At 38.6% G+C, this 25,778-nt stretch carries 30 protein-coding genes, 1 rRNA gene and 1 riboswitch; of the genes, 3 read left to right on the top strand and 28 right to left on the bottom strand.

Features of this window, described 5'->3' with window-relative positions:
* Positions 1-42: 42 nt before the first annotated feature.
* Both BHF68_RS07465 and BHF68_RS07460 read right to left on the bottom strand, forming a co-directional pair.
* On the bottom strand, positions 43-825 hold the full coding sequence (locus tag BHF68_RS07465; RefSeq protein WP_069643029.1) for a hypothetical protein: 783 nt from the start codon (positions 823-825) through the stop codon (positions 43-45).
* 57 nt (positions 826-882) lie between these two features.
* Positions 883-2,229, bottom strand: a complete 1,347-nt coding sequence (locus BHF68_RS07460) for a hypothetical protein (protein ID WP_069643028.1) — start codon at positions 2,227-2,229, stop codon at positions 883-885.
* 267 nt (positions 2,230-2,496) lie between these two features.
* On the opposite strand from BHF68_RS07460, the gene BHF68_RS15825 reads away from it, so the two are divergent.
* Both BHF68_RS15825 and BHF68_RS07455 read left to right on the top strand, forming a co-directional pair.
* Positions 2,497-2,802 (top strand): phospholipase, encoded by a 306-nt coding sequence (locus BHF68_RS15825; protein ID WP_084019280.1) that lies wholly within the window; start codon positions 2,497-2,499, stop codon positions 2,800-2,802.
* A gap of 94 nt (positions 2,803-2,896) precedes the next feature.
* On the top strand, positions 2,897-3,517 hold the full coding sequence (locus BHF68_RS07455; protein ID WP_069643027.1) for a hypothetical protein: 621 nt from the start codon (positions 2,897-2,899) through the stop codon (positions 3,515-3,517).
* 137 nt (positions 3,518-3,654) lie between these two features.
* Here the strand turns inward: BHF68_RS07455 and groL are convergent, their stop codons facing one another.
* The 17 genes from groL to BHF68_RS07375 all read right to left on the bottom strand — a co-directional run bounded on the left by groL (position 3,655) and on the right by BHF68_RS07375 (position 18,613).
* On the bottom strand, positions 3,655-5,304 hold the full coding sequence (groL, locus tag BHF68_RS07450; RefSeq protein WP_069643026.1) for a chaperonin GroEL: 1,650 nt from the start codon (positions 5,302-5,304) through the stop codon (positions 3,655-3,657).
* 141 nt (positions 5,305-5,445) lie between these two features.
* The gene (groES, locus tag BHF68_RS07445) at positions 5,446-5,727 is read right to left on the bottom strand and encodes a co-chaperone GroES (protein ID WP_069643025.1); all 282 of its coding nucleotides are present in this window, start codon (positions 5,725-5,727) and stop codon (positions 5,446-5,448) included.
* A 386-nt stretch (positions 5,728-6,113) separates the two neighbouring features.
* Positions 6,114-8,009 (bottom strand): molybdopterin biosynthesis protein, encoded by a 1,896-nt coding sequence (locus BHF68_RS07440; protein WP_069643024.1) that lies wholly within the window; start codon positions 8,007-8,009, stop codon positions 6,114-6,116.
* A gap of 44 nt (positions 8,010-8,053) precedes the next feature.
* Complete coding sequence (locus tag BHF68_RS07435; protein WP_084019279.1) at positions 8,054-8,302, bottom strand: hypothetical protein; 249 nt, start codon at positions 8,300-8,302, stop codon at positions 8,054-8,056.
* Positions 8,303-8,562: 260 nt separating this feature from the next.
* The gene (tatC, locus tag BHF68_RS07430) at positions 8,563-9,447 is read right to left on the bottom strand and encodes a twin-arginine translocase subunit TatC (RefSeq protein WP_069643023.1); all 885 of its coding nucleotides are present in this window, start codon (positions 9,445-9,447) and stop codon (positions 8,563-8,565) included.
* Positions 9,448-9,486: 39 nt separating this feature from the next.
* Positions 9,487-9,735: a twin-arginine translocase TatA/TatE family subunit gene (tatA, locus tag BHF68_RS07425; RefSeq protein ID WP_069643022.1), complete on the bottom strand. Its 249-nt coding sequence runs from the start codon at positions 9,733-9,735 to the stop codon at positions 9,487-9,489.
* Positions 9,736-9,792: 57 nt separating this feature from the next.
* Complete coding sequence (locus tag BHF68_RS07420) at positions 9,793-10,452, bottom strand: redox-sensing transcriptional repressor Rex (RefSeq protein ID WP_301553611.1); 660 nt, start codon at positions 10,450-10,452, stop codon at positions 9,793-9,795.
* 89 nt (positions 10,453-10,541) lie between these two features.
* Positions 10,542-11,066, bottom strand: coding sequence for a molybdopterin-guanine dinucleotide biosynthesis protein B (mobB, locus tag BHF68_RS07415; RefSeq protein ID WP_069643020.1), 525 nt, complete (start codon positions 11,064-11,066; stop codon positions 10,542-10,544).
* The gene (locus tag BHF68_RS07410) at positions 11,059-12,339 is read right to left on the bottom strand and encodes a molybdopterin molybdotransferase MoeA (protein ID WP_069643019.1); all 1,281 of its coding nucleotides are present in this window, start codon (positions 12,337-12,339) and stop codon (positions 11,059-11,061) included. The genes mobB and BHF68_RS07410 overlap by 8 nt, the downstream gene beginning before the upstream one ends.
* A gap of 21 nt (positions 12,340-12,360) precedes the next feature.
* Positions 12,361-13,380, bottom strand: a complete 1,020-nt coding sequence (locus BHF68_RS07405; protein WP_069643018.1) for a molybdopterin-binding protein — start codon at positions 13,378-13,380, stop codon at positions 12,361-12,363.
* 48 nt (positions 13,381-13,428) lie between these two features.
* Positions 13,429-14,361 (bottom strand): MOSC domain-containing protein, encoded by a 933-nt coding sequence (locus BHF68_RS15630; RefSeq protein WP_069643017.1) that lies wholly within the window; start codon positions 14,359-14,361, stop codon positions 13,429-13,431.
* Positions 14,362-14,363: 2 nt separating this feature from the next.
* A complete protein-coding gene (moaC, locus tag BHF68_RS07395; protein ID WP_069643016.1) occupies positions 14,364-14,846 on the bottom strand; it encodes a cyclic pyranopterin monophosphate synthase MoaC in 483 nt (160 codons plus the stop codon).
* Positions 14,847-14,873: 27 nt separating this feature from the next.
* Positions 14,874-15,857, bottom strand: a complete 984-nt coding sequence (moaA, locus tag BHF68_RS07390) for a GTP 3',8-cyclase MoaA (RefSeq protein WP_069643015.1) — start codon at positions 15,855-15,857, stop codon at positions 14,874-14,876.
* Positions 15,858-15,940: 83 nt separating this feature from the next.
* Positions 15,941-16,056: riboswitch (molybdenum cofactor riboswitch) on the bottom strand.
* Between the two features lie 70 nt (positions 16,057-16,126).
* Positions 16,127-16,717: a molybdenum cofactor guanylyltransferase gene (gene mobA / locus BHF68_RS07385; RefSeq protein WP_069643014.1), complete on the bottom strand. Its 591-nt coding sequence runs from the start codon at positions 16,715-16,717 to the stop codon at positions 16,127-16,129.
* Between the two features lie 60 nt (positions 16,718-16,777).
* The gene (gene fdhD / locus BHF68_RS07380; RefSeq protein ID WP_218070333.1) at positions 16,778-17,668 is read right to left on the bottom strand and encodes a formate dehydrogenase accessory sulfurtransferase FdhD; all 891 of its coding nucleotides are present in this window, start codon (positions 17,666-17,668) and stop codon (positions 16,778-16,780) included.
* Between the two features lie 85 nt (positions 17,669-17,753).
* Positions 17,754-17,963, bottom strand: coding sequence for a hypothetical protein (locus tag BHF68_RS15230; protein WP_141706250.1), 210 nt, complete (start codon positions 17,961-17,963; stop codon positions 17,754-17,756).
* A 68-nt stretch (positions 17,964-18,031) separates the two neighbouring features.
* On the bottom strand, positions 18,032-18,613 hold the full coding sequence (locus BHF68_RS07375) for a 5-formyltetrahydrofolate cyclo-ligase (protein ID WP_069643013.1): 582 nt from the start codon (positions 18,611-18,613) through the stop codon (positions 18,032-18,034).
* Positions 18,614-18,691: 78 nt separating this feature from the next.
* On the opposite strand from BHF68_RS07375, the gene BHF68_RS07370 reads away from it, so the two are divergent.
* Positions 18,692-20,620, top strand: coding sequence for an ABC-F family ATP-binding cassette domain-containing protein (locus BHF68_RS07370; protein WP_069643012.1), 1,929 nt, complete (start codon positions 18,692-18,694; stop codon positions 20,618-20,620).
* On the opposite strand, the gene tsaD is transcribed toward BHF68_RS07370, so the two are convergent.
* From tsaD to rrf, 9 genes are all read right to left on the bottom strand, one after another.
* Positions 20,615-21,649, bottom strand: a complete 1,035-nt coding sequence (tsaD, locus tag BHF68_RS07365) for a tRNA (adenosine(37)-N6)-threonylcarbamoyltransferase complex transferase subunit TsaD (protein WP_069643011.1) — start codon at positions 21,647-21,649, stop codon at positions 20,615-20,617. The genes BHF68_RS07370 and tsaD overlap by 6 nt on opposite strands.
* On the bottom strand, positions 21,642-22,130 hold the full coding sequence (gene rimI, locus BHF68_RS07360) for a ribosomal protein S18-alanine N-acetyltransferase (protein ID WP_069643010.1): 489 nt from the start codon (positions 22,128-22,130) through the stop codon (positions 21,642-21,644). Before rimI ends, tsaD begins: the two co-directional genes overlap by 8 nt.
* Before the next feature lie 13 nt (positions 22,131-22,143).
* Positions 22,144-22,860 carry a tRNA (adenosine(37)-N6)-threonylcarbamoyltransferase complex dimerization subunit type 1 TsaB gene (gene tsaB / locus BHF68_RS07355; protein WP_069643009.1) on the bottom strand — a complete coding sequence of 239 codons (717 nt, stop codon included), beginning with the start codon at positions 22,858-22,860 and terminating at the stop codon, positions 22,144-22,146.
* The gene (gene tsaE, locus BHF68_RS07350; RefSeq protein ID WP_069643008.1) at positions 22,848-23,330 is read right to left on the bottom strand and encodes a tRNA (adenosine(37)-N6)-threonylcarbamoyltransferase complex ATPase subunit type 1 TsaE; all 483 of its coding nucleotides are present in this window, start codon (positions 23,328-23,330) and stop codon (positions 22,848-22,850) included. Before tsaE ends, tsaB begins: the two co-directional genes overlap by 13 nt.
* A 37-nt stretch (positions 23,331-23,367) precedes the next feature.
* Entirely contained in the window at positions 23,368-23,757 is a 390-nt protein-coding gene (locus BHF68_RS07345) for a rhodanese-like domain-containing protein (RefSeq protein ID WP_069643007.1), read from the bottom strand.
* Positions 23,751-24,107, bottom strand: coding sequence for a rhodanese-like domain-containing protein (locus tag BHF68_RS07340; protein WP_069643006.1), 357 nt, complete (start codon positions 24,105-24,107; stop codon positions 23,751-23,753). Before BHF68_RS07340 ends, BHF68_RS07345 begins: the two co-directional genes overlap by 7 nt.
* Positions 24,108-24,187: 80 nt before the next feature.
* Positions 24,188-24,556 (bottom strand): rhodanese-like domain-containing protein, encoded by a 369-nt coding sequence (locus tag BHF68_RS07335; RefSeq protein WP_176719898.1) that lies wholly within the window; start codon positions 24,554-24,556, stop codon positions 24,188-24,190.
* Positions 24,557-24,722: 166 nt separating this feature from the next.
* Complete coding sequence (locus BHF68_RS07330) at positions 24,723-25,199, bottom strand: rhodanese-like domain-containing protein (RefSeq protein ID WP_069643005.1); 477 nt, start codon at positions 25,197-25,199, stop codon at positions 24,723-24,725.
* Positions 25,200-25,529: 330 nt separating this feature from the next.
* Positions 25,530-25,646 (bottom strand): 5S ribosomal RNA (rrf, locus tag BHF68_RS07325).
* Positions 25,647-25,778: the final 132 nt, after the last annotated feature.

Genomic DNA, 25,778 nt, shown 5'->3' with positions numbered 1-25,778 from the left:
CCCTCTTTTCATCTAGTTAAATCTATCATTAGTCTGGTATTTTTAATTAAATAGGATAACATCATCTTCTACATGGAATATAAAACCATCTTCCACAGCTATATGACCAATTCTAAATTTAAAATCTGAATAAGCCCCTGTGCTAGTTTTGACTTTTCCCGTTATTACATAACTATCTCTTTCAGATGCTACAAGGAACTGTACATCTAGGATGGTATTTTCTAGTGTCCCAATATCCCATATTAGATAAGGCTCTTCTTCATAAGGTGGAATCAAGTCTATAGTGTTGTGGGTTACCTGTACATTCTCTGCTTTACCAAAAAATGCAACTGGCACCACTGGCGGTTCCCAACCTTCAGCTACTCCAGTTTTAAAAGGTCTTCTACTTAGGGCATTGGCATTTGCCCCATAATATAGATAGTTAGGGATAATCACAGCAGTATGGTTACTATGATTAATCGTTTTACCTTTAATAGTTTCATTAGTAAAGCCAGTTAGGTTCGGGACAACTGGTTTTGGTTGTGCTGGCTCTGGTTGATTCTGTTGTGCTGGCTGTGTTGGTTGTGTTGCCTGAGCTGGTTGCTGTGCTGGTTGCTGGGACGCTGGTTCTTCCTTTTTTTGTTCAGCTTCAAGCTCTGCTCTTATCTGTGCTTCCAGTTCTGCACGCGCTTCTGCTTCCGCTGCTCTTTCAGCATCCAACTCAGCTTGAACTTCGGCCCTTAGGTCTTCTTCTGATTTCTGGCTGGCGTCCTCACTTGATGAGCAACCAATTAAACTTACAAATGTTAGTGAAACAATCATCAAAGCAATTAGTATTCTTTTCATTTTTTAAATCCCCCTCTATTTTCTTGTAGAATATATTTTAAAAGCATTTTTGCCTTACTAATATCCGACAACTTCTACTGGCAGCAACAGAATATCCTTCCATGTGTTTGCTCCTTCGAGCTTCTTTACATCATCATAACTATACACTAGGATATTCAGATAACCAATATGCGTGTTCTCCACTTGCTCTACTGAATAGAATATGAAATGCGGAGCAATGATTGGGTGCAGATCATTATACTCAAATGGTGAGTGTCGATCTGGATAAGCATAATTCAGTGCTGGTTTTAGCATTTGAAACGTCCAATAATCAAAAGTAAGACCAATGCCTCCTTCAACAACTTCACCATCATCTGCATAAAATAATTTTGCTAACTGATACACTCTGCTGTTGTTAATATATTCAAGGCTGTCCTTTGCATACTCACCAATCATAGAAAGATCAAGCTCGTTAGTTGCAATATTATACGCATCGTCGGAAATATATGGTAAGTCACCCATTGGTAATATCTTCAGCAAATCTTGATCGATAGCATTCATTAGTTTGATACTGAAATCTTCCCTTGAATTATCATCAAATTGATATAGGTTGTTATAAAAGTATTCAATTGTCTCATATAAATTGTTACCATTGAACACTTGTTCAAAATTTTTAGCTGTATTAGAAATACTTATTGGTTTCTTCCAGAAAAATAATACTCCTGTGTCAAATCTGTAACTATCTTTCGCTATGATTTCCTCAACATCTGTTTGATTGTCTGTTTTTGTATATTCAATGACAAAGTCTTTTAATGTACCTTTTATTTCGCCCTTAGTTTGATAATCTTCCATTGGAGCTGAAACCGTTTCTTCAATCAATATTGAGGAATCGAGTGTGTTTAGTAGATAACTGTAACTATCGTGATGTATATAAAGATTCATATGATAATAATGAGCCCCAGGTCCACCTGATTTAGTTTTATGAACCAAAAATCCATCTTTCATTTCAAAGTTATTCTCATACTTTGCTAAAGGAATATAGGAAGGTATTTCTGATAACTGACCTTGGTCATCCATTATTACAATGGCACGCTCAAGCTTCCCATCCCAATAAGTAGTCGATAAAATGATTTCATCAGTGCCATCACAGGTTATATCAAGTGAAAAATAATCCCATTTGTCAAAGTCTTCTCTTGTATATTCTGGGTACTCACTTGTAATAAATTGAAATACTTTATCCATATACTCAGTATCTTGATTCATGGTTGTGTTTGATGGGCTTTGCTGTTGTGCTTCCAACTCAGCACGTATTTGTTCTCTCATCTCTTCCTCAGTTTGTGAATTGGCATATTTACTTGATGAGCAACCGATTAAACTTAATAATGTTAGTGAAACAATCATTAAAACAATAAGCATCTTTTTCATTTTCAAAATCCCCCTCTAAAAGACAACTTAAGTTTTCTTTAGATAATATTGAATACTATTAAGCACCACTTAATCCTATTTTAAAATACGCATCTAAAACCTATCTTAAGTCTATCTAAAATAAACTTTATATAACGTTAAAGTTTTCTTTACGAATGAAAAAGTACATAGTTGTGTTTTTGTTTCTCGCTATTACATATGCCCGTACCTATCCATGAAGTTTTCATATACTAGTAAATATGGTTGATATGTTTGGAGGAGAAGAAAATGCGTGGAAAAAGAACCAATTTGCCTTCATTTAAATTTTGTGTGTTTCCTGGTTATAGATGGTGCGGACCAGGATGTAGTGGGCCAGGGCGACCTATAAACGTAGTCGACGCAATATGTAGAGAGCATGACATTTGTTACAAAAAATCATGCTCTAGGTGTGAATGTGATCTTTTGTTTTTACGCCGCCTAAAACCATTAATAAATCTACACACCACCATAGGGAGGCATGCGTTGTTAATTTATCTATATATGAGAATTCAAGTCATCTTTACTTGTCGTGGTGTGATTCCTCAAACTAAATAATTTTCATCTGACAAGTGAATAATGATGCCTTTTCTGATATTATGAAAACGTATAATATAAAATCATCATTTATTTAGTCGAAAGGAAACAATTTATGAATTCATTGTTAAATCGAGGTACATTAATAATTACTATTTATGCGGTAATTGCAGGCTTAATCCTTTGGTTTACACCAGCAGAAAAAACACTTGGACATGTTATTAAATACGTATTCTTCCATGTATCCTTAAGCTATGCTGGCATATATTCATTTTACTTATCAGCTTTTCTTGGACTTGTTTATTTAACATTGCGATCAATGAAAAAAGATGCTGAGGTATTTGGTTATTGGTCTCTACTGCTAGGAAGGGTGACAATCGTAGTATGGGCTGTGTCAGTTGCTATATCGATATACGCAATGCAGCTTGCTTGGGGGCAGATTATACTAACCGAACCTCTAACAGTTTTTGTACTTATTGTTTTAGCGTTAGTTGTAGGTAAAGAATTAATTATATGGGATAAGGGTCTAAAGGTGGCTAGTGTCGCTAACATTTTAATTGCAGTAGTCATATTCTTTATTCGCCCTAGTGTCGGACGCATCATGCATCCCGATGATCCAATTGGTACATCAGATGTTTCAGTATACAAAATTATGTCTATGTCACTTACTACACTTACTTTTGTAGCTATGATTTTATTTACATATTGGTTGGTTAATAATCGAAAAGTAGCGTAAATCCTAAAAAAGAAGCTTCTTACAAGTTCTGTTGAACCTATAAGAAGCTTCTTGCGTTTTATATATTGTTATTATCTTGTTAATTATAGGCTTTCATTAGGATAGATGCCTGATGCATTAGGCTTAGTGAGCCTAGATTACATCATGCCGCCCATTCCACCCATGCCACCCATGCCGCCCATTGCGTCCATACCTGGCATTCCGCCGCCTTTGTTCTCTTCAGGCTTATCAGCGATAACAACTTCTGTTGTTAATAGAAGTGCCGCTACTGATGAAGCGTTTTGTAATGCTGAACGAGTAACCTTCGCTGGGTCTACGATACCTGCTTCTACCATGTCAACCCACTCGCCAGTTGCTATGTTAAGTCCTACGCCAACTTTCTCGTTCTTAATGCGCTCTACGATTACTGATCCTTCTAATCCAGCGTTACTAGCGATTTGACGGATTGGCTCCTCTAATGCGCGAAGTACAATGCGTACACCTACTTGCTCTTCTGGGTTTAACTCAAGTTTTTCTACTGCTTTGATAGCGTTAACTAATGCAGTACCACCACCAGCTACGATACCTTCTTCAACTGCAGCACGAGTTGAGTTAAGAGCATCTTCAATACGTAACTTCTTCTCTTTAAGCTCAGTCTCTGTAGCAGCTCCTACTTTAATTACAGCCACTCCACCAGCTAATTTCGCTAAGCGCTCTTGTAATTTTTCTTTATCAAACTCAGATGTAGTCTCTTCGATTTGCATGCGAATTTGTTTTACACGGGCACCGATTTCGTCAGCATTGCCTGCACCATCAACTACGATTGTGTTTTCCTTAGTAATGCGAATTTGACGAGCTGTACCAAGCTGTGTAACATCTGCAGTCTTAAGATCTAAACCTACTTCTTCAGTAATTACTTCTCCACCTGTTAAGACAGCGATGTCTTGTAACATAGCTTTACGACGGTCACCAAATCCTGGAGCTTTTACTGCTACGCAGTTGAATGTTCCACGTAATTTGTTAACTACTAGAGTAGCTAAAGCCTCACCTTCAACGTCTTCAGCGATAATTACTAGTGGCTTACCTTGTTGAACAACCTTCTCTAGTACTGGAAGTACTTCTTGAATGTTGTTGATTTTCTTATCTGTAATTAAGATGTATGGGTTGTCAAGAACCGCTTCCATCTTATCTGTATCTGTTACCATGTATGGAGAAATGTATCCACGGTCGAATTGCATACCTTCTACTACTTCTAACTCAGTAGCGAAACCTTTAGATTCTTCTACAGTGATAACACCGTCGTTTCCTACTTTATCCATAGCTTCTGCAATGATTTGACCGATTTCTTCGTCAGCAGCTGAGATTGCGGCAACCTGAGCAATTGATTCTTTGCTTTCTACATTCTTAGAAATTGCTTGAATTTCTTCTACTGCAGCTTTAGTAGCTTTCTCGATACCCTTCTTGATTACCATTGGGTTTGCTCCTGCAGCAACATTCTTTAATCCTTCACGGATTAAAGCTTGCGCTAATACTGTTGCCGTAGTAGTACCGTCACCAGCAACATCGTTTGTTTTAGTAGCAACTTCTTTAACTAGTTGTGCACCCATGTTTTCGAATGCGTCTTCTAACTCAATTTCTTTAGCGATTGTTACACCATCGTTAGTGATTAGTGGCGAACCAAACTTCTTCTCTAATACTACGTTACGACCTTTTGGCCCTAAAGTTACTTTTACTGCATTTGCTAAAGCGTCTACACCACGAAGCATAGCACGACGCGCATCTTCTCTGTACTTAATGTCCTTAGCCATCAATAAAAACCTCCTAAAATAATATTAATCATTAAAAGTCTCAAAAAAATTCACTTTATCAATTGTCTAAAAAATTCAATCTACCTAAGTATGAACTACGATTATATGTGTTTTTATTACTTTTAATACTTAAAGCTAAGCTTACTCAACGATTGCTAAAATGTCGCTTTCACGTAAGATTAGGTATTCTTGATTGTCATGCTTTACTTCTGTTCCAGCATATTTTGAGTAGATAACTTGATCTCCTACTTTCACATCTAACTCAACACGCTTACCATCTTCGATGCGTCCGTTTCCAACAGCTACAACTTCACCTTGTTGTGGTTTTTCCTTTGCTGAATCTGGTAATACAATACCACTTGCTGTTTTTTCTTCGAGCTCAACAACCTTAATGATAACTCGATCACCTAAAGGTCTTAACATGAAAAAAACCTCCTTGAAATATTAGATATTTTTAAATTTTATTATATTTAGTTGTTAGCACTCTTAATTAGTGAGTGCTAACGATTATTATAATAGTCATTTGCCCAAAAAAATGCAACTAAAAAAATGTATTTTATCAAATTATTTTTTCTCGATTTTTAAACATATGTCTGATTATCTTGAAAATTCTCTTTATATGTGCTTTTTTTGCGATTTTAAACATTCTACACTAGTAAACATGTAAGAACGCTTCTACTGAACTAAGTTTTCTTTATCTAATGATTGCCAAAATGTAGTTGATGTAAACATGCACAGCTTAGGAAGCACATTAAATTCTAATGCGCCAAAAAACACCTAGATTGCTCCAGGTGTAAAAATGTAGTTCTCTATTTCAGCTTACCAGTATCTCGACAAGAGTATCCGCCTAAGCTTTCTATACGCTTTTGTACTGTTGGATCTTTAATTAACTCCATAAACATTTGACCTTGCTCACTATCTAGGAAGCTTTCTGTCATGACGAAATCGTATTGTTCTTCGTATAGTGGTATGAAATCACAGTCCATAGCCTCTGCCGCTGAACGTATTCCCATTGCACAATCGGCTGCTCCGTAAGCTACCGAGGCTGCTACTGAGCTATGGGTGAACATCTCCCGTGTGTATCCAGCTATTTGACTTGCTGATATTCGGTGTTTTCTTAACATATAGTCCAGTAACATCCGCGTACCCGCACCTTTTTGGCGGTTTACATATACAATATCATCGCGAATTAAATCCTCTATTTTCTCAATACCCTTAGGATTACCTTTGGCTACAATAAACCCTTGCTGGCGATAGACAAAATGTACAAGCTTCACTGGAGTAGTTTTTACAAATTTGTCAACATAAGAGCGATTGTATTCGCCAGTTTCTGCATCTAATAAGTGTACACCAGCAAAGTGACATTCGCCGCGCTCTATCGCCATTAAGCCTGCCATACTGCCTACATGGGCTGAAGAGACACGGGTTTTAGGGTAGCGTTGCTTCGCTTCATCAACTAAGATATCAATTGATAAATCGTGGCTTCCTATACCAACCATAGTGTTTTTAATAAGCTCAGGGGACGTTAATAGCTCTACGTCTATCTTTGTACCTGCATCGTATCCTTCAAGCTCAGGTGGAATCGTTATCAAGCCATCAGCTAATACTAGTGACATTACAACACCTGCACCACTTCCGATTGGTGTCACTATCAATTTACTGTTAACATATCCTACTTTTACTCGCACAAATTCCTCTGAACCAAATACCGAATTTACGCGTTTCGATAAAATTCCTGTTAAGATTGGTCGCTCTGGCGGCACAAGCTTGCGCAGATGGTAAACCATCGGTTTTGCAAACCAGTCTAAAGATAACCATGCTGATACTGGGTATCCTGGTAATCCAAGCACGGGCTTATCAGCAATTTTACCAAGGATTGTCGGTTTACCAGGTCTCGTAGCAATTCCATGCAGGATAACTTCGCCAATATTCTTAATGGCGTGCACAGTGTAGTCTTCTGTACCCGCTGACGAACCAGCATTTATGATTACTAAGTCATGCTCATTAGCTGCGTGTGCAAGAGCTTGTTCTATTATCTGTAGTTCGTCTTTGACGATATCAAAGACCGTTACTTCGGCACCCCACTCTGTAAGATAGCCTTTAAATATCGTACTATTAAACTCAATTAACTCTCCACGGGCTGGGTCTTTTTTCGGCTTTACAATTTCATCACCCGTTGGAATAATTGCAACCTTCGGCTTTTTTAAAACACTAACCTCTAAAACCCCAGCTGCCAACATAGCCGCTTGATCAATCGGGCGAATTTGATGATTTGCTGTAATGATAAGCTCTTTACTTACTATATCTTCGCCAATTGCACGTACATGCTGTCCTGGACCGACAGAATGATGAATGATTGCATGTCCATCATCTGTATAGTTTACCTTCTCTATCATGATAACGGCATCAAATTCATCAGGAATTGGATCTCCTGTGTCTACTGGAGTAAAGTCCTGGTCTTTTTCAAGTTGGACTGGGTTTGTCTCTGATGCTTCGTATGTCTTATAGGCTTTTACTGCAATTCCATCCATAGCCGAGGCCTGAAAGTTTGGATTTGAATTGTGTGCATACACCGCTTCGGATGTCACTCGATGTAATGCATCTTCTACATTTATAATCTCTTTTTCAATAGAAAAAGCACACGCTTTTAGCCACTGATCCAGTGCATCAAAACGTGGGCTATTGTCCAAATATACTTTCCTCACAATGTCACCTACTTAATTATATATATGATTATTCCTATAAATCATTAAAAACAGCCAAGCTCACAGGCAACTATTTTAATATTATATTCTTTGGCAAGGGCACCTAATTTATTACTAGGCAATCCTAATTCCTTTGCAATTTTACGTAATCTCCCACAGGCAATTCTATTCTTCACAGCATAGCTTCTTAGCACTTCTACTATTTCATCTTTTTCTGTATACGATTCTACTCTTAAAGGATTGATAGTGTCTACTGGTGTAACGTACTCTTCGACAGATTGTAAACGTGACATGTTTATTCCCCTCCCTATGTCTGTTCGAGCATATGCCTTGTATCTAATTATACATATACCATATATCTATTTATACATATAGCTGTGTCTTAATTGATATAATAGCACATAAGTATAGTAAATGCAACGCTATCACTAGTAGTTTTTTTGGAAACTACCATAACTTATTTAAAGTAAAAAAAGCAAAAGGAGCCAATTAAATCAGGCTCCTTACACATACATAAAACTCTATTATAATTCTGTTCGATATCTTTTAAGTGCTATTTTTTATCTTCTTCTGAATTATCTTGCTTATCTTGCTTGTATTCTGGCTTCCCTACTACGTTTTCCGTTGATTTACTGGTATCTTCATCGTTACCATTGTCATCATCTTCGTCATCATCTTCATCGTCTTCATCATCAGCATATTCAGCTTCAAATTCAGCTTCTCTAGCTAATTGTTTTTTATAGACAACACCTGACAACAAAATGCTGATTTCATAAAGACCAATCAATGGAATAAATACCGCAATCGCGGAGATAAAGTCAGCTGGCGTAATCATGGTCGCAACTAATATTAAAGCTAAATAGGCCATCTTCCTAAGCTTTCTAAGTCTAGGCGGATTCACTACCCTTAGTTTAGTCAAGAATATTACAACGATTGGCATTTCAAACAATAGACCAAATGGAACCACTAAGTTAACAATAAAACCTATATACTCTTGAAGTCCAATTGTACTCTCGACTTTTTCCATACTCTCAGTAAATCCTTCAAGAAAACCCCACATCAATGGGAAAATTCCAAAAAATGCGAAGGCGGAACCAACCATGAACAACATAACTGCAGCTGGGATAAACCATACTGTATTCTTGCGCTCTTCTGGTGTCAGAGCAGGCTTGACAAATGCCCAGACCTGGTAAAGTGCCATTGGTAATGCGACCACTATACCGAAGTATACAGCAATTTGTAAATACACTCGTAATGTATCCATAGGCCTGAATACATGCATGTTCTGCATATCACGAATAATAAACTCTATAATCGGTTTAGCGTATACAAAACCAATAACCATACCGACTATAAAAACAGCGAATGTTATTATTAGGCGGTTTCTAAGCTCTGCAAGATGCTCGACAAGTGTAAGAGATTGATCTTGAACTGACATGGGGCAACGACCTTTCTACATCATGCGTTTTATATCTGTTTACTTTTGTTCGTTTGTATCTTCTTTAGCTTCAACAACTGTCTCTTCTTCTTTTACAACTTTTTTCTTAGGTCTTGGCTTCTCGTCCTCGTCATCTAAGCTACTAGTTAAATCTTTTGTAGCTCCCTTAAATTCTTTCAAAGTACGTCCTACTGCTCTGCCAAGCTCAGGCAATTTATTAGGGCCAAAAACGATTAATGCGATTACTAAAATTAGAATTAATCCAGGTACACCAATGTTTCCTATCATGTTTTATTCCTCCGTTTGTTGTTTTTTTGTTTTTGATGTTTTTGTTTTGATGTATTTTTAATCAGTTATCTCTAGCAAGCTGTCCTTATCTTCATTATGTTTTAACAAGTAAATAAGGGATTGCAGCTCTACTGTCAAGTCTATATGATGCACACGGACTTCACTAGGTGCGTAGAGTCTAGCTGGTGTGAAATTAAGAATCCCACGTATTCCCGCCATTACTAACTGATCGACTACATTTTGGGCATATGCCGCTGGAACGGTTACAATCGCAACCTCAACCTTATGTGTTTTGCAAATTTTATCTAGTTCAGAAATGTGGTGTATCGGCACACCATTGATAACAGTTCCTATTTTCTGTTTATCGGTATCTAAACCTGCAACAATTTTAGTACTATTATTCTTATACAAACTATAATTAAGTAAAGCTGTTCCTAAATTGCCGACTCCAACCAAGACAACATTTGATATAACATCTTGCTTTAAAAAGTCCTTTAGAAAATTCAATAGATAATTGACGTTATACCCATAGCCTTTTTTACCAAGCTCCCCTAAATAGGAGAAATCTCTGCGGATAGTTGCTGGGTCAATCTGAAGTGCTTCACTTATATCCTTTGAAGAAACTCGTTGTTTACCTGATGCCTGTAGTTTTTCCATATAGCGATAATATAACGGTAGGCGCTTCGCCGTTACCTGAGGAATTCTTTGATCAGCCACCAGACTAACCTCCATCTAACGTCGTATAATCCAATGTATACACATGTTAAATCTGTTATTCAAGTCCATTGGATATCCGCTGTATCATTCTATGCTAAATTACAACGTTTAATAATATACTCTGCCATTGCTTGTACATTATTTATATCATACACTGGTAGCCTTTGCTGTTCAAGCAAAAAATCTGTGGCAACTCCTTCGATCATCGGTATTTTGTCCATTTGTTCGAGCTGTTGTTGCTCACGAACTACGAATATCTTAGGCATCGGCACATTTTTGAATCCTTCTACTAATATAATATCAACATTTTCAATATAGGAAAGAACCTGTAGCAATTGTTTTTCTCTTTCATATGCTCGATAATCTATGATGGCAACTTTACTAGCAGAGGTGATTGCCACAACATCCGCTCCAGCCTCACGATGCTTCCAGGTATCCTTGCCTTGCTGATCCATTGAAAAATCGTGTCCATCGTGCTTAACCGTCGCCACACGATAACCCTTATCCTTGAGTGCGCTAACAATCTTACACATTAAAGTTGTCTTGCCACTATTAGAAAATCCAGCAAAAGAGAAAATCGGTATACCATCCTTATGGCAGATGGGCTCAGTCATTAACAGACTCTCCCTTCGGCGCTTTTAGTAAAATCACTTTGACTTGATCGCCTTTATAGATTTTATTATCGTCTGCTGGAACATATACTAATGCATTTGCATCTATCATATTACCTAATATGCCCGACTTTTGTTTTGCCAGTGGTTTTACCACTAAATTACCCGCCTGATTTATATTTGCAACTGCTCTTAGGTATCTATCTTGATTAACTGCTTTGCCGACATCTTCAACCAACGTTGCAGTCACAGGCTCACGCCAGAAGTCAAAGCGCCCCTGCATTTTATATACATAGGCTCTGACGAACAATTCACAGCTAATGTAAGCAGCGGAAGGATTTCCTGAAAGTCCAATAATCAGCTTATCATCCCATTTCGCAACTACCATTGGTGTTCCAGGTCTCATATTGACACGCCAAAAGATAATTTCCGCACCTATCTTCTGAAAAACGTCCTTCATCACATCATAATCACCTACAGAAACACCGCCAGTAGTAACAACTAATTGATAACGCTGTAACGCGTGTATTAGTGTGGCAGCAATGATTTCTTCTTGGTCTTGTACAATCTTGCCTACATCTACATTAGCACCCCAAAGCTGTAATTGCGCTGCTATACTTGGGCTATTACTATTGCGAATCTTACCTGGCATAGGATCATCATCTACATTAACCAGCTCATCACCACTTGCAAATACTATCGCTGATGGACGAGTGTAAACTGCTACATGGGCATAGCCAAAGGTAGCCAGTACAGCAATCACAGCGGGCTCTATAACACATCCTGCATTTAGAATGACATCACCCTTATTAATATCCTCTCCAATTTCAGCGTAATTACCAGCTGATTTAGGGACATTGAATATCGTGACTTTATCACCACATGCTTCGTAGTGTTGTTTCTCTGACATTACTAATGATGTGTCTTCAAACTTAATAATTGTGTCAGCACCCTCTGGTAATGGGGCACCTGTCATGATACGAGCTGCTTGACCTAAAGTTAATGTCACTTTAGGTAGGTGACCAGCTGGGATTTCTTCAACCACAGTAAGCGCTACGGGATTCTCCTTTGTTGCTGTTTTTACATCTTCAAAACGTACCGCAAAGCCATCTAAGGGTGATTTAGCAAAGGATGGCACAGGTGTGTCCGCAACAACATCCCGAGCTAAGACACGTCCAACAGCTTGATCCAATGGAACTATTTCCGTATTTGCCCTCGGTGTGTGGTTAATGATTTCTTGTAATGCTTCATCAACAGAAATATATTGTTTATACATCCTATTAACTCCTCTATTGTCCTATTTACCAAATGAGCAGTGTGGATACACGCACGGATCACAAGTCGTACACAAACCACCATAGCCTAACTCAGCAATATCTTCGCGATTTACTGGGTCGTTTGCTAAAACCCTTGGTAATATAAGATCAAAGGACGTTGACTTTTCATACATAACACAGCCAGGCAAGCCCATTACTGGTATTCCTCGATGATATGCAAGTAATAGCATCGACCCAGGCAATACAGGGGTTCCATATGTGATTAGTTCAGCTCCTAAGCCTTTAATAGCACCTGGAGTACGGTCATCAGGATCAACACTCATGCCTCCAGTCGTAATAATCAGCTCCGCACCGACATCGATTAATTTATTAACTGCAGACTGGATTTCCTTGACATCGTCAGGTACAAAGATTTGATCAATGACCTTGGAGCCTAATGCTTCAACTTTACGCTTGACCACTGGGCCAAATTTATCTGGAATACGTCCCTTATACACCTCTGAGCCTGTAGTTATTATCCCTATCTTTAAAGAACGAATCGGCATAACAGAAATTACTGGTGCAAAGTTGTCGGCGATTGTCTCGACGGTTCTTATCTTTTCTTCTTCTATAACCAACGGTACAGCGCGGGTTCCAGCAAGCTTTTCCCCCTGCTTAACTACTCGATTACTATGGAGTGTTGCAATCGCAATATCTGGAACCGTATTCATGGCGATAATTGCTTCGCGGTTAATTTTTAACAGCCCATTTATACCTGCTAAAATATTAACCTTACCCTCAGATGTCTCAGACAGCTCAATATTTGGTCCCTTTAGGCAATTAGCTAAACGCATTGCCGCATCATCCTCATGAAGCTGTCCTTCTTTTATTTCTAAAATATAGATATGTTCTTTACCCATGGACAGTAGCTCTTCAACATCACCCTGACGAATGATGTGGCCTTTTTTAAAGGCACGACCTTTAAATCTTCCAGGAACGATTTTCGTCAAATCATGGGCTAATACCTGTCCAATAGCGTCCTTTGTTTTTATCTCACGCAATTGCTTCCCTACTTTCTAGCTTATTCCTAGCTACTTTCTAGCAATTTTCTACTTTCTAGCACATTCTCCCGTTTTCCCTTGTAAAATTCTAATTCCATGGGACAATGTATCAATAATAGATTCTAGGCACTCCTCAACGGCCTTAGGACTACCTGGTAGATTAATTATCATTGCTTGAGCTCTAGTTCCTGCTACTGCACGAGACAACATGGCACGATCTGTCTTTTCTAGTGAACGCATACGCATTACTTCAGCTATGCCAGGGATTTGCTTTTCGATTATCTCTAATGTTGCGTCTGGAGTTACATCCCTTGGCCCTAACCCTGTTCCGCCAGTGGTTAAGATTAGATCAAGCTTATCTTCGTCAACCCACTGTTTAATAGTATTAGCAAGGATTTCCTGCTCATCAGCAACCACATCATATTTCTCAACTTGGCCGCCTATTTTAGCAATCATGTCTTTAATAACCTGGCCACTTTGATCTTCACGCTCACCTTTAGATCCTTTATCACTTGCGGTTAAAACACCTACACGTAGGTAGTCTGCTGGTAATTCCTCTACTTCGTCGCCGACATGAAGTACTCCGCCTTTAAGTACAATCGCAAAAATACCTTCCTTCGGCATTACACAGTCTCCAGCCTGGTAGTAAATCGCACAACGGGTGTGGCACTCTTTACCTATTTGCGTAATCTCTACAATCGTCTCACCCATACGCACACGAGTACCTACAGGCATCGCTAATAGGTCAACGCCTTCTGTAGTAATATTTTCTGCAAAGTCCCCAGCCTTAACAGTCAAGCCCATCTCTACCATCTTTTCAATACTCTCTTGGGCTAGTAAGCTCAACTGACGATGCCAGTCACCTGCATGAGCATCAGTTACGATTCCATGGTCTGGACGAATTTCTACCTGCTCTACGTTTGTCTTACGCATACCTTTACGATCACTTATTGAAATAGCTTTAATTTTCCCTCTTTGCATTACTATTTCCCCTCTCCTCGGTAATAGTCTCCACTCTTACCACCAGTTTTAGTTTCTAGCTGAATATCTGTAATGACCATATCTTTATCAATTGCTTTGCACATATCATAAATAGTCAATGCTGTAACTGATGCTGCCGTTAGTGCTTCCATCTCTACTCCCGTTACACCTAGAGTACTTACCGTCGCTTCCAGGTATATGGTGTTTTCTATTTTATCTGTATCAAAGGATATATCTACACTTGTTAAAGCTAATGGGTGACACATTGGTATAAGATCTGATGTCTTCTTTGCAGCCATAACCCCTGCAACCTGTGCTACTGCAAGAACATCTCCCTTTGCTATTTTACCTTCTTTAATGCGCGCTAGGGTTTCTGGTTTCATGATGACTTTGCCACTGACTGTAGCTGTGCGTTTAGTAGTTTTCTTCTCGGAAACGTCTACCATCTTTGCTCTACCCTGCTCGTTAAAATGCGTTAATTCCATTATTTATCCCCTTTCCAGCTATAAACTTTATCCACCAATTTGCGACATTTTTCGAACTGTTCTTTTCTCTCCCTGCAGCTCCTCTGTCATTTGGTGCTTTTCCTCTTTTAAATTTAATACATCTCTAAATACATTATCTAACTGCTGTTCGTCATGGATATACGGGCGAATATCAACCTCTTTCTGCCAGAATAAACAAGGCTTAAGCTTACCATCTGCCGTTAAGCGCAAACGGTTACAACTTGAACAAAAATGCTGACTTACTGGGTGGATAATACCAACTGTACCTGCTGCACCTGCAAGCTTAAATACACTCGCTGGCCCATTACCTTTAACACCTACTACGTCGATAACTGGAGCTATTGATTCGGCAATTTTACGGACTTCTTCAAGCGGAAAATAACCGTCCTTCCAAACTAACGAATCTCCAATTGGCATATATTCTATAAAACGCATTTGAATTGGTGTATCAATAGTCCAACGGATAAAGTCTGCTATTTCATCGTCATTAAAGCCTTTGATAACGACAGCATTCACCTTCACTGGTTCTAAACCTCTATCGATTGCCGCTTCAACGCCTTTTAATACCTTATCAAGGTCACCACCCCGTGTCAGCTCACGGAATTTATCAGCGTTTAATGAATCTAGGCTTATGTTTACGCGATTTAAGCCTGCGGCTTGTAGGTCATCAATACGCTCTGCTAGGTGGATAGCATTAGTAGTCATCGCTATATCTTCAATACCCTCTACCTGCGAAATCATAAAAATCAATTTTTCTAAATCCTTGCGTACTAGTGGCTCTCCGCCCGTTAAGCGGATTTTTCTAACCCCTAAACTTGCTGCAACTTTTACGACAGAAAGAATTTCCTCAAAGCTTAGAATATTGACATGATTTAGGGCTTTTACCCCTTCCTCGGGCATGCAATATTGACAACGCAGATTACATCTGTCAGTTACGGCAATTCTCATGTAGTCATGCTTACGACCAAACTTATCGATTAATGCAGTCATGAGAATACTCCTCTCTATTTCTATTAAGTACAAAAACTAAGTAATAAGTACAAAAAAAGATACCCAAAGGATATACGGGTATCTTACTTACATCCGTATCTCCTTTCCAATGGGGAGGCTATACCGTTTCCAGTATAACCCTATCGGCAAATTTACCGTAGTAAACCTTAGGCAAAAGAGCTCGGAGACATGCAGTTATGATATTTATTTTACAATAGGATTACAATAAAAACAAGCATGTTTCTAATTCTGTTCATATTATTCACTAGTTATTTGGTGCTAGCCAGTGCCGCGTTGTACTCTTCAGGGGTGTTCATGTTCATAAACATTTCTTGCTCTTTTGTAGGAATTTCTATTATTTTACTAGTGACATAATCAACTAAGGAACTAATTCGCAGATTATTACTAGTTAGCATTTGTTCAATCTGGCTACGGCAGCTTTTGTGATAAATCGCATGTAAGGGCTGCAGTCTACCATCAGCTGTACGGGCAATTATTAGCTCATTTTTTGAGTCTAACTGATTTTTTGCAAAGCTTAGAAAACACTCTGGATTAGCAAGGGGCATATCGCAGGCGATTACTAGATTGTAGTCCATATCCGTTTCACCTAAGGCAGCGTGAATTCCACTTAGTGGACCTAATTGCTTGATTTCGTCTGTGATAATTGTAGCCTTTGGCATTTTATTAAGTAAGCTTCTATATGAATCGGGCTTATTAGTAACTAGAATCACCCTTTGACAAAGGGGTGCAATTTTTTCATACAAGCGTTCTACCGTTGTTTTACCATCAAGCATAAGCAAACCCTTATCTTGTCCCATCCGTTTACTTAAACCGCCAGATAATATAACTCCATTAAGCATATTAGCACCTCATATTAACTCTATTATACCTTTCGTTATGACTGATTCGTATTCTCTTTCCTATTCCTCTTTATCTTCTACTTGTTTATTAATCTCGTCAAGGATACTTTCTTTAATTTTTATTGAATCGTGGTCAGTTACATGTACATCTGTAAGCCTCCAACCGTTAGCATAGATGTTGAAACGGCGGCCACGCACAAATCCCACTAGGGTTAGGCCAAGTTCTCTAGCCAAGCGTACAGAAAGGGTAGTTGGAGCTGATTTTGAAATAATCATTGGAATATCTAATTTAGCAACCTTCAAAAGTATTTCTGAAGAAACTCGTCCACTTGTAACTAACACTTTGTTCTCAATATTAATATTATGCTTTACACAATGGCCGACAATTTTATCTACTGCATTATGCCTGCCTATATCTTCATGATAAACGACCATTCCTGTCGGATCACACAGTGAGGACGCGTGATTACCACCAGTTTCCTTGAACATCATTGAGTTCTGTTGTAGCTCCGTCATAAGAGACGTTACTTGTTCAGAGGTGATATCTAGAGGGCGCTCTATTTTATTCGCGCGCATGGAGTCAAGTACGTTGTAAAAAATTGTACCTTTTCCGCAACCAGAAGTAATTGTCCGCTTTGCAAACAACTTCTCCGTCAATGCTTTTTTCTTTTTTGTTTTGACATAAATAAGTCCTTTTTCTGAGTCCAGCTCGACAGAGGCTATATCGTCATAAGAGCGAATCATACCCTCAGAATTTAAAAAACCAATAGCTAATTCCTCTAAATAGGTCGGTGTACACAACAGTGTTACTAACTCCTGGTCATTAAAAAAGATGGTAACAGGGTATTCTACTGCTAGCTGGTCATCAAACGGATCTGGTTCCTCTCCGTCCTTAATGCGAATTACTTCAAGCTCTTCCGTCTTGTCCAACTTTAACTCTTTAATATTCATTGCTTTTCCCCCTAGTATAAGTGCCTATTCTATCTTAAATCTTTATTATAAATTTCTATGTGTTATTAAAAGCTAGAAGCACGACTTACGTCGCGCTCACAGCCCTATCATATCCGCTAATTGTCCGTCCATTCAGTTGCTGCCTCTGTAAACATTTAGTACACACTAAAATTATTTGTGAACCTTCAGATACTTCAACACGAATTCTGTATAATCGAACCTTAAGTGTTTGACGCGTGATATAGCTTGATGACGTTTTGCCAGCTCGTTGACAAACCTGACAGGACTTTTTCATTACATTTCCCTGCCCCCCTATATTTGAAGTTATAACATTCATATGCAGGGGTTATTTTGTCTAATAACCTACAAAAAATATTTAGCTTGTATAAATTCTTTATCCGTAATAATCAATGGAATACGCTTGTCATGATCCTCCATCGGTATTTTCATAACCAACTGCTCATCATATGCGATACCAATGACCTGAGCATTAGGAGTGCGCTCGAAAAAGCGGTCATAATAACCTGCACCATAACCAATCCTACCACCATGTCGGTCAAATGCTAGTCCAGGTACAATAATTATATCTATGGTGTCGAGATCTACGTATCTGATAGCTTCCTTCTTAGGCTCAAGAACACCAAAGGTGCCAGGTTCAAGCTCATCAAAGCTATACAATAGAGACGGATTTAGTTGTCTATTTTTAGGTTTACATACAGGAATAACAACATCAATATTTTTTGACCACAGATACTCAATAAACTGCCTTGTTTGAACCTCTTCTTGAAAGTCAACATAGACCATTATGCGCTTCGCAGCGTTAACTTCATCAAGATTTACAAGATTCTTAAAAATTTGTTGAGATTTTTTTTCGCGCAAATCTTTTTTTATCTTTTTCCGTTTCAAGAGCATTTCATTTCTTAGATTACGCTTTTCTAGTCTCATCAACAAAACCACCTTTTGTTTGCAAATAAACTTTGATATGATTACTATCGAATATATCTTTTTTAAGAGGTGTTACCCTTGATTATTCTACAAACGATTAATATAAGTAAGTCTTACGGTGTTACACCTATTTTAACCAAAGTTTGCTTACAAGTTCAAGCTAAAGATAAAATTGGTGTCGTCGGTCCTAATGGAGCAGGTAAATCGACACTTCTAAAAATTATAGCTGGCAAGCTTCCTGCAGATAGTGGAGAAGTGCAAATAACCAAAGGAAAAGTATTATGCTATTTAGCTCAGGATAGTGGCTTAGACTCGCGTCTTACTATTTGGGATGAGATGCTATCTGTATTTGCTACTTTACACGAGCAGGAGCAGCGACTTCGACAACTTGAAATAGAAATGGGCAAGTGTACTGATGACCCAGAGGCTTTAGAATCCATAATGGCGGAATACAGCGAGCTTCAGGAAGCCTTTGAACGGTCAGGTGGACACAAGCTTGAAGCAGATATCCGTAACGTACTTGCTGGTTTAGGTTTTTCAGATATTAACTATAAAGAAATGACTATAAACCAATGTAGCGGTGGTCAGAAGACGAGACTTGCTTTAGCAAAAATATTATTGTCCCAGCCTGATATTATTTTACTCGATGAGCCTACTAACTATCTCGATATCGATGCCTTAACGTGGTTAGAACAGTTTATTAAAGACTTCCCAGGTGCACTTATGGTTGTTTCCCATGACCGTTATTTCCTAGATTCATTTATCAATGTAGTGTATGAAATAGATAACAACAAAGGAACAGCTTATCCTGGCACTTATCACTATTATCTTTCTACAAAAGAACAGCGATTATTAGAGCAGGAGCAATTATACCTAAAGCAGCACGAAGAAATAGCAAAAACGCAAGAATTTATACAAAAAAACATTGCACGAGCCTCTACATCAGCACGAGCTAAAAGTCGACGCAAGCAGCTTGAAAATATGGAGCTGCTAGATTCACCAACTAAACAAAACGAAACTTTTTTCTCTTTTCGCGCTAAAAAGCGCACTGGAAACATAGTCTTAGATATAAAAAACTTGGGTATCACTTTTGACTCATCAGCTGGTTATCTATTTGTAGGCTTAAACTTACAGATAGAGCGAGGAGAACGCATAGCTATCATCGGGCCAAATGGTACTGGCAAGTCTACGCTACTAAAGCTTATTGCCGAACAACTAAAACCTACAGCAGGTGAAATAACACATGGTAGTAACGTACAAATCGGATACTACGACCAGGAACAGGCTGATTTAACCAAAACAAATACCGTCTTCGAAGAAGTGCATGATGACTTTCCCCATATGACGCGAACCGAGATTCGCTCTGCATTAGCGCAATTTCTATTTGTGGGCGAAGACGTAGACAAGCACATTTCATCCCTCAGCGGCGGTGAAAAAGCCCGTGTGACACTAACGAAGCTAATGCTAGCCCAGGATAACCTATTGTTGTTAGATGAGCCGACAAACCATCTTGATATACCTGCTAAGGAAGCACTAGAACAAGCACTCCTAAGCTATGATGGGACCATGATATTCATTTCCCATGATAGATATTTCCTTAATCAGATCGCTACGAGAGTAATATATATGACCCGCGATAAGCTTAAGTCTTATCTTGGTAATTATGACTATTATCTTGAGAAAAACCACCAGGAAAAACAGCAGCTAGAAGAAACCAAACAGAAAACGGCTCAGCAAAAGGAAACCCATGAAGAGCTAAAACGTCGTCGTAATCTAGAGAGACAGCTGCAAAAACAATATGATTCCTTCGAAGCCGATATTCAAACAACCGAGGTAGAGATTGAGGACTTAGAAAAACAGCTATGCAATCCTGAGATTTTTGATAACCATGTTGAAGTGGCGAAGCTACAGGAAGAGCTTTCTAATAAGCAATTCGAACTTGATACTTTAATGGAAAAATGGGAGCAAGCAGCACTAGAGCTAGAAAAACAGCGTACTTATCTATAAAGGTAAGTACGCTGTCGCATTTAAGCTCATATCAGCAAAATCATCTTTTAGGTATAAAGGATAGGCTGCTGCTGCTATCATCGCAGCATTGTCTGTACAGTATAGGATTGGTGGTATATGTAATTGCCAGTCCTGTTCCTTAGCTGTTTCCTGCAGGGCTTGGCGCAGCCCAGAGTTTGCCGCTACACCGCCAGCAACAATCAACTTGTTCATGCCTGTATGCTCCATGGCGAGCTTAGTCTTTCCAACTAAAACATCTACTACTGCGGCCTGGAAGCTAGCAGCTACGTCAGCAGGAGCAATTGTTATGCCTTTCTGCTTGGATTGGTTTAAGTAGTTAAGAACAGCCGATTTCAGTCCGCTAAAGCTGAAGTTTAATGACCCTTCCTCTAACCATGCCCTCGGAAAATCGATTGAAGTACTACCCTGCTGTGCCAATTTATCAATCTGCGGCCCCCCTGGGTAAGGAAGCTCTAAGGTCCGTGCTACTTTATCAAAGGCTTCTCCCACTGCGTCGTCAAGGGTTTGACCTAAAATCTCGTATTGACCATCTGCCTTAACCAGCACAAGCTCTGTATGTCCACCTGACACGATTAAACTCAAGTACGGAGGCTGAACCTCAGTAATAAGCTGATTAGCATAGATATGTCCAGCAATATGATGAACTCCTATTAGCGGCTTATTCTTAGCAAAGGCAATCGCCTTCGCTGCAGAAACACCCACAAGCAAAGCACCGACCAGCCCTGGACCACGTGTTACGGCAATCGCGTCTATATCATCTAATGCTTTCCCTGCCTTTTCTAGCGCTTCATCAATCACGTATAGAATGTTCTCAATATGCCTGCGTGAAGCAACCTCAGGCACAACACCACCATAGCGTCGATGAATTTCGATTTGTGATGAAATCACATTCGACAGCTCTTCAGTACCATTGACGACTACTGCTGCCGAGGTTTCATCACAGCTTGTTTCAATACCTAGTATCGTCACTGAATTATGCTGTTTATTAGCTATGCTTTTATTACTCATCTCCGTCAATCACCGCCCACATAATCAATGCATCCTCTTGATTATCAGAATAGTATTTCTTTCGTAATCCATGGACTTTAAAGCCAAATTTTTCGTACATGGCTATGGCTGCAGCATTAGAAACTCGCACCTCAAGTGTCAGTTGTGTGCCACCAAGTGCCAGTGTCTCTGCAATAATCCGTTCTACCAAGAGATTGCCAAGCCCTAGCCCGCGCGAGCTCTTTCTTACTGCGATTGTAGTAATGTGCGCCTCATCCAGAACAAACCACATCCCAGCATAAGCTACAATATAGCCTTCTGAATTCTCAACCACAAAATACTTAGCCATGCGGTTATCTAATAATTCACTCACAAAGGCTGCCCTACTCCAAGGCAAAGTAAATGCTTCCACTTCAATTTCATGGACAGCATCGACGTCACGCATTTCCATATAACGACATATATATTCATGCTTAATTTTAGTAGTATTGTTGGCTTCCATTTCTTCAACCCATTTACAGTTTGCTTTGTTGTTTGAGCCAGTTATGCTCTGCCTCTGCTAAACGCAGATACTCAGGTGCAAATGACTTTGATTCTTGGATTTGATTATTATCTAGCATTGGTATACCTAATTCCAAGAGTTCACCAGAACGACTATATTGACTGGCCATTTTTGCTATTTTATACTTCTCTGAATCAAAGGCAGATTCAATCATCTCACGGTATAGTTCAATGTCGGTGCTGACAAATAACAGCTTGTACCCTGTATAATTTGCTTGCAAATGTTCTAACCAGTCTTTCATTAGTACTATTCGGTCTTGTTCCATTGATGTCCACTGCTCGTTCTGCATACCGTATAATCCAGTGTATACTTGTCCACGCCTGGCATCTATTAAAGGAACTATCAAACCACCAAAATACTTGCCAGTTCTAGCTATAAGAGAAAGACTCGAGACTCCTGCTAATGGAATCTTAAGTGCCCAGGCCATACTTTTAGCGGTCGAAACACCAATACGTAGTCCAGTATATGATCCTGGTCCTTTACCTACAATAATTCCTGATAAATCCTTTGTTGCTATGTTTGCTTCCTTCATTAGCGACTCAATTGCAGGCATAAGCCGAGATGAGTGATCCCTCTTTATATTTGTTGTATATTCCGCTACTACACTTTCATCATTGCCAAGAGCAACAGAAAGCACCTGCGTAGACGTATCAAAGGCTAAATACCACATTTATTCATTAACTCCTTTATAATTGGTTCCCATCTTTGACTTTTAAATGAGAATTGAATTTCGCGCTCTGATTCCTCTGACCCTCTATGGTTTATTGTTATATTTAAACAGTCTTCTGGTAATAGCTCGGCGATAAACTGTGACCATTCAATTACACAGACACCGTCACCATACAAATACTCCTCATAACCTAGATCCTCATCAAGTGCGCTCTCACCCAAGCGATATAAATCAAAATGGTATAGCGGTATATGACCTTGCTGGTATTCTTTAATTATAGTAAATGTAGGACTGCTAACTGGAGCATTAATGCCTAACCCTTGCGCAATCCCTTTAGTTAGCGTCGTCTTGCCTGCCCCCAAATCTCCAGTCAAGGTAATCACATCACCTCGTTGTAATAATTGACCAAGATCCGAGCCAATCAATAAGGTCGACTCTATGTTATTACTTATAAATTTATATGTTTGCATGCTTTTACACCTTCAATTAGCTTTTATATATTTGTTCCTATTGTTCTAACTCATAGGGCCACTCTATGATGCCACCCTTGATATTATAGACATTTCCAAAACCATTCTCAACCAGTATATCTCTAGCTCGCTCGCTACGAACTCCCACACGACACATCATAAGGTAGCTCTTATCTCTATCTAATTCATCAAGTCTCTCTTCAATCTCACCAACAGGTATATTTATTGAACCAGGCACGTGCCCTTCTGCAAATTCCTCTGGTGTCCTTACATCTATCATCACATAATTTTCTTTTTCCATTAACGAGTTAGCTTCTTGCGCGTCTACATCTTTATTATTTTCACCAAAGCATCCTGTAACAATTAGGGCAACAGCAACAAACAATACACTTAACTTAAACTTGATGCCATTGGCTTTACCTACCATTGGTTTATTCCTCCCATCACATTATATACATACCCAAAACCATGTTCGATTAAAATCTCACTTGCAGTTACGCTTCTGTTCCCACTTCGGCAAAGTACTAAATATTTTTTATCCTTATCTAACTCATCTAGTCGTAGCTCTAATTCCTGTACAGGTATTAAAATCGATCCTGGGACATGATTATCTCTATATTCTTCTGTTGTACGTACATCTAGTAGAATATAAGTACTATCTTCGAGTAATGTTTTCGCTTGGTCTGATGTGACGTTTTTATATGATACGGAGCTACATCCCACTATAGCCGTCATACTGAGTATTATTAAAATAAAAAACACCAACGATTTTTTCATTTCCTTTTATTCTCCTTATCCCATTATATTTATAAATTCATCCATTTAAACGATATATACTATAAAAAGGTACCCCATTGTTAATGCTTGGATACCTTCTCATTTGTATTATACCATTTTTTTATACCACCATCTATATTCAAAATATTTTTAAAACCATATGCAGCAAGAATCATACAAGCTTTTTTACTTCTATTTCCACTTCTACAGATAATCATATAATTCTTGTCTTTATTTAGCTCGTTTATTCTTGTTTCTAACTCCTCACAGGGTATCAAATGCGCTCCAATAATATGTTCGTCATCATATTCGCTTTGAGATCTAACATCAATTAAAGTATATTCTCCACTTTCTAATAGCTCTTTGGCTAGTTCAATATCAACTGTTTGATATGAAGTATCTGGTATATTGGTCTCTCCAATTAAGTATGCAAGCAAAGATAATAGCATGATTGCACCTCCGATAATAATCCTTTTATTTGTTCTTATCATGCTTATTATCTAAATACAACCTCCGTACTATACATTTTATCAATGTACTTGAGATGTAAATGTTCTTTAGAAATACAAAGGCAGTCACTCAAAATTGAGCAACTGCACTATTATTCTTATTAAGCTATTGAGTTACTACATAATCTGGGTAATCTATTGCGAATGCTTCTACTCCACCTTGCAAAATTAGTAAACGATCAGTGTCTACACCATTTTCCATGAAATACTCAAACGGTCTCGTAGCTCCACTACCGCCACGCGGACAAAGGATTACAACTTTAGCATCAGACGTGTTTATTGCTTCTAGAGCTGGATTTAACTTAGCAAAGTCATCTGCCGTCTCTAAAGGTCTTGCATGTGTAACGATAGCTCCTGGAACACTAGATTCAGCAAACTCTGCTTCTGTTTGTGAGCAAACAGCTATAATTTTTCCTGACTCAAGATCACCAGCATCAATCATAGCTCTAAACTCTGACGTCGAGATGTAGTTAAATGGAATTTCTTCACCTTCAGGATTTGTCGTTGTGCTTTGTCCACATCCTGTAAAGATTAATGCAATTGAAACAGCTAATAAAACCGTAAGATATAATGTCTTTTTCACTTTCTCAATCCCCCTTTTGTAATCTAGCATTTTTAACTCAATACTAATAATAAAGTTGCATCATAGTTTCGTCCAATGAAAAATTTTCATGTTATATTGCTTTGCATTCCTACTTTTCATAAAATAGCAATCTCAGCTGTCTTTAACGGTTTTTTCTTAATAATTAGCTCTTTGTATTATTAAATTTTATATACCATAAGTAATTTCTATAAATACTAAAAACTATCTTTTAAATTTTTTCATGATGTGCAGCTAATTGTAATGTACAAAAAAGCACTTATGATAACAATGCTAGTTTGCTATCATAAGTGCTTTTTATGGATATTCATTGCCTGGCAACGTCCTACTCTCCCAGGGGTCTTCACCCCAAGTACCATCGGCGCTGGAGGGCTTAACGGTCGTGTTCGGGATGGGTACGTGTGTGTCCCCTCCGCTATCGCCACCAGACTTTACAACTACACTTCCTAAATCTATAGACATAAAAGCTTATATCATTGTGTTTCCCTACGTTCTTTAAAAACCCTTGTGGTTAAGCCCTCGACCGATTAGTATCTGTCCGCTAAACATATCACTATGCTT

Source organism: Desulfuribacillus alkaliarsenatis, assembly GCF_001730225.1.
Classification (GTDB): domain Bacteria; phylum Bacillota; class Bacilli; order Desulfuribacillales; family Desulfuribacillaceae; genus Desulfuribacillus; species Desulfuribacillus alkaliarsenatis.
This window is presented reverse-complemented; position numbering and strand designations above follow the sequence as displayed.

Coding starts and splice junctions, on each gene's coding strand:
- BHF68_RS07465 (WP_069643029.1), bottom strand. CDS start 825: ATGAAAAGAATACTAATTGCTTTGATGATTGTTTCACTAACATTTGTA.
- BHF68_RS07460 (WP_069643028.1), bottom strand. CDS start 2,229: ATGAAAAAGATGCTTATTGTTTTAATGATTGTTTCACTAACATTATTA.
- BHF68_RS15825 (WP_084019280.1), top strand. CDS start 2,497: ATGCGTGGAAAAAGAACCAATTTGCCTTCATTTAAATTTTGTGTGTTT.
- BHF68_RS07455 (WP_069643027.1), top strand. CDS start 2,897: ATGAATTCATTGTTAAATCGAGGTACATTAATAATTACTATTTATGCG.
- groL (WP_069643026.1), bottom strand. CDS start 5,304: ATGGCTAAGGACATTAAGTACAGAGAAGATGCGCGTCGTGCTATGCTT.
- groES (WP_069643025.1), bottom strand. CDS start 5,727: ATGTTAAGACCTTTAGGTGATCGAGTTATCATTAAGGTTGTTGAGCTC.
- BHF68_RS07435 (WP_084019279.1), bottom strand. CDS start 8,302: ATGTCACGTTTACAATCTGTCGAAGAGTACGTTACACCAGTAGACACT.
- tatC (WP_069643023.1), bottom strand. CDS start 9,447: ATGTCAGTTCAAGATCAATCTCTTACACTTGTCGAGCATCTTGCAGAG.
- tatA (WP_069643022.1), bottom strand. CDS start 9,735: ATGATAGGAAACATTGGTGTACCTGGATTAATTCTAATTTTAGTAATC.
- mobB (WP_069643020.1), bottom strand. CDS start 11,066: ATGACTGAGCCCATCTGCCATAAGGATGGTATACCGATTTTCTCTTTT.
- BHF68_RS07410 (WP_069643019.1), bottom strand. CDS start 12,339: ATGTATAAACAATATATTTCTGTTGATGAAGCATTACAAGAAATCATT.
- BHF68_RS15630 (WP_069643017.1), bottom strand. CDS start 14,361: ATGCAAAGAGGGAAAATTAAAGCTATTTCAATAAGTGATCGTAAAGGT.
- moaC (WP_069643016.1), bottom strand. CDS start 14,846: ATGGAATTAACGCATTTTAACGAGCAGGGTAGAGCAAAGATGGTAGAC.
- moaA (WP_069643015.1), bottom strand. CDS start 15,857: ATGACTGCATTAATCGATAAGTTTGGTCGTAAGCATGACTACATGAGA.
- mobA (WP_069643014.1), bottom strand. CDS start 16,717: ATGCTTAATGGAGTTATATTATCTGGCGGTTTAAGTAAACGGATGGGA.
- fdhD (WP_218070333.1), bottom strand. CDS start 17,668: ATGAATATTAAAGAGTTAAAGTTGGACAAGACGGAAGAGCTTGAAGTA.
- BHF68_RS15230 (WP_141706250.1), bottom strand. CDS start 17,963: ATGAAAAAGTCCTGTCAGGTTTGTCAACGAGCTGGCAAAACGTCATCA.
- BHF68_RS07375 (WP_069643013.1), bottom strand. CDS start 18,613: ATGAGACTAGAAAAGCGTAATCTAAGAAATGAAATGCTCTTGAAACGG.
- tsaD (WP_069643011.1), bottom strand. CDS start 21,649: ATGAGTAATAAAAGCATAGCTAATAAACAGCATAATTCAGTGACGATA.
- rimI (WP_069643010.1), bottom strand. CDS start 22,130: ATGGAAGCCAACAATACTACTAAAATTAAGCATGAATATATATGTCGT.
- tsaB (WP_069643009.1), bottom strand. CDS start 22,860: ATGTGGTATTTAGCCTTTGATACGTCTACGCAGGTGCTTTCTGTTGCT.
- tsaE (WP_069643008.1), bottom strand. CDS start 23,330: ATGCAAACATATAAATTTATAAGTAATAACATAGAGTCGACCTTATTG.
- BHF68_RS07345 (WP_069643007.1), bottom strand. CDS start 23,757: ATGGTAGGTAAAGCCAATGGCATCAAGTTTAAGTTAAGTGTATTGTTT.
- BHF68_RS07340 (WP_069643006.1), bottom strand. CDS start 24,107: ATGAAAAAATCGTTGGTGTTTTTTATTTTAATAATACTCAGTATGACG.
- BHF68_RS07335 (WP_176719898.1), bottom strand. CDS start 24,556: ATGCTATTATCTTTGCTTGCATACTTAATTGGAGAGACCAATATACCA.